Here is a 2,548-nt window from a genome sequence, read left to right as displayed (position 1 = left end):
GCCTTTCCAGCCTGTCCGCACGGGCTAGAAAGCCCGTGCCACCGATATAAGAAATCTTGTGCAATGTTCGATTTCCCGTAATAAACTAATTTTTAGAGGTGTCCTGTAAGTGGTTTAAGTTTCCATTGGCTCCGCTTCTTAGTCTGCAGCTAATTGTCGCTTCCAATCTTTAAAACATTCAGGACAAAAAGTTTTCTTGTTATCGACATTGGCTCTTTCCTTAAGGTATATGTCGGGATACGTCCATTTCCCCTCTCCAGGTTCTGCATCGGTGTCATCCTGAATTTTTCTGCAAATGGTGCACATGGTCAGGATAGTTTCATAGAGGGTCACCTTTTTTTGCAACTCCAGCTTTTCAAAGCAATTTTTAATTCTGAGGAAAAGCTCGGATCGGTCATAGGGCTTGAACAGATAGTCAGAGGCCCCCAACCGCAGAGCCTGAACGGCGGAATCGAGGGAGCCATAAGCGGTCAGCATCATCACCATTATTTCAGGTTTCATCTTTTTTGCTTCTTGCATCACCTCAATCCCATTCATCCCCTCCATATTTAAATCTGTGATGATCAGGTCATAGTGAGACGTCTCTAGTTTTTCTAGGGCTTCTTTCCCGGAGCCAGCCGAGTCTACAGCATAGCCCTCTTCTTTCAGGTCAAGGCTCATTACCATTCGAATGCTTTCCTCGTCATCGACATGCAGTATATGGTAGTGACTCATTTCTTTTCTCCATTAATGGGCAGGGTGACGGTGAAGGTCGTTCCCTGACCCTGCTTACTTTTCACTCTGATATTTCCGCTATGGGATTTAATAATGCCGTGGCTCACAGATAACCCCAGTCCCGAGCCTTGGTTAGGCCCCTTGGTGGTGAAGAACGGCTCGAAAATGGAATTGATTTTTTCAGGGTCTATACCAGATCCTGTATCTTTAATATTTATCTCAACGGTTTCATTAAGTCTTGCTGTGGAGAGGGTTATTTCCCCACCTTTCTCGGAGATGGCATCCCCGGCATTTTGTATCAGATTCAGCATCACCTGTTTGAGCTGATCGGAAATCCCTTCCAGTCTGGGAACATCAGGGGAATAAAATTTTTCAACTTTGATATTCTTTTTTCTTAGATCATTACCCTTTAACAATAAAATTTCATTGATCAGTTCGTGTATTTCAAGAGACTCTTTGTGGCCAAGTGTGGGGCGATGGGAATCCGCAAGCTTTTTGACAAGATTCGCCATTCGGGTGCTTTCTATTAAGTGTCATTTAGTATGGGATGGAGATAAATGCGGGAAAAGCCGGGAAAAAGTGGTGGAAAGTGGGATATCTAAAGGAGTTATTGGGAAAGGGAAAGTTTTTTTATCCCAAACTAAATGCGCGGTTATACTTTCCTTGATTCCCACGGTTAGGAGTTCCTTGTAGTCATCCTTCATGGGAACCCTTTCGCGGATCTGCTCCAGGGCACTGCGGACACCGGTCAGGGGATTATTGAATTCGTGCGCAAAACTTGCCGACAATTTTCCGGCGGCGTTCAGTTTTTCGGAATGAAGCAACTGCTGATGCGTTTTCAGCAACTCCTCTTCCGCAAGTTTCCGCTCGGTGATGTCCTGTATGATGGCAACGAAGATAGGCGGGTTTTCTTGTTCCATCAACTGCATGCGGACTTCCACCGGGTATTTCGTTTTGTCCTTGCGTATGTGTTCCGTTTTGTAAATGAGGAGGGATTTTTCCTTTCGTCGAAGCGGCTCGATCATCGCCTCGAACTCCTCCCTGGAGTAGGGCTTGATATCATAAGCCGTCATTTGAGACAATTCCTCAAGAGAATACCCAAGGTTTTTTCGGGCTCCCGCATTCACCTGGGTGAACTTCAGAGTGGTTGCATCGAAAACAAGGATTTCGTTGATCGATTCATCCAGAATCCGGCCCAAACGGGTTGTCAACGCTTCTTCCCGCTTGCGCTCGGTGAGATCGCGGGCGGTCCCGATGAACATCAGTTTTCCACCCACCCGCATCTCGGAAACTCCGAGATCCATGGGGAATGTTGAACCGTTTTTGCGTCTGCCGACGACTTCTCGCCCGATATTGATGATTTTTGCCTGGCCGGTTTTGATGTAGCGGGTTAAATAAGCGTCGTGTTCACTGTGGTAGGGTTCGGGCATCAGCATCTTGATATTCTGACCGAAGGTCTCAGAAGGCGTATAACCGAATATTTTTTCTGCCGCTGGGTTGAAACTCTGAATGATTCCCCGCTCGTCTATCGTGATAATAGCGTCTATGGCGTTGTCCAGAATTGCCCGCAGATGAACTTCTTTCTCCCTTATTATTCGGGCGTGTTTTTCTAGTTCCATTAAATGGGCATGGTTTTTTTCTGTCTCTTTCAAGGCCTGGTTGTGGGCTGTTTCGACTTGAAAGTTCCGATGACGCAATACCAGCGCAACAAAAAGGGACAGACCTAGTGTCCCGTGCGGTTAGTCATTTAGTCTAATTAGAGGATGCTTTATAATGGTTTTATGTCACGAACCATTGCAGAGTTTACAACGTCGAACAAAGAAAAAAGTTTACT

At 45.9% G+C, this 2,548-nt stretch carries 3 protein-coding genes; all 3 read right to left on the bottom strand.

Annotated elements, in window-relative coordinates; translation table 11 throughout:
- Positions 1-138 precede the first annotated feature (138 nt).
- From O3C58_14135 to O3C58_14125, 3 genes are read right to left on the bottom strand one after another with little or no spacing between them, the layout of a single operon-like run.
- A complete protein-coding gene (locus O3C58_14135; GenBank protein MDA0692989.1) occupies positions 139-714 on the bottom strand; it encodes a response regulator in 576 nt (191 codons plus the stop codon).
- On the bottom strand, positions 711-1,226 hold the full coding sequence (locus O3C58_14130) for an ATP-binding protein (GenBank protein ID MDA0692988.1): 516 nt from the start codon (positions 1,224-1,226) through the stop codon (positions 711-713). Before O3C58_14130 ends, O3C58_14135 begins: the two co-directional genes overlap by 4 nt.
- A 21-nt stretch (positions 1,227-1,247) precedes the next feature.
- On the bottom strand, positions 1,248-2,333 hold the full coding sequence (locus O3C58_14125; protein MDA0692987.1) for a PAS domain S-box protein: 1,086 nt from the start codon (positions 2,331-2,333) through the stop codon (positions 1,248-1,250).
- Positions 2,334-2,548 lie beyond the last annotated feature (215 nt).

The sequence above is a fragment of the Nitrospinota bacterium genome, from assembly GCA_027619975.1.
GTDB lineage: Bacteria > Nitrospinota > Nitrospinia > Nitrospinales > VA-1 > JADFGI01.
Note: the sequence above shows the minus strand (reverse complement) of the source record. Positions and strands in the feature narration are given on the sequence as shown.

Coding starts and splice junctions, on each gene's coding strand:
- O3C58_14125 (MDA0692987.1), bottom strand. CDS start 2,333: ATGGAACTAGAAAAACACGCCCGAATAATAAGGGAGAAAGAAGTTCAT.
- O3C58_14130 (MDA0692988.1), bottom strand. CDS start 1,226: ATGGCGAATCTTGTCAAAAAGCTTGCGGATTCCCATCGCCCCACACTT.
- O3C58_14135 (MDA0692989.1), bottom strand. CDS start 714: ATGAGTCACTACCATATACTGCATGTCGATGACGAGGAAAGCATTCGA.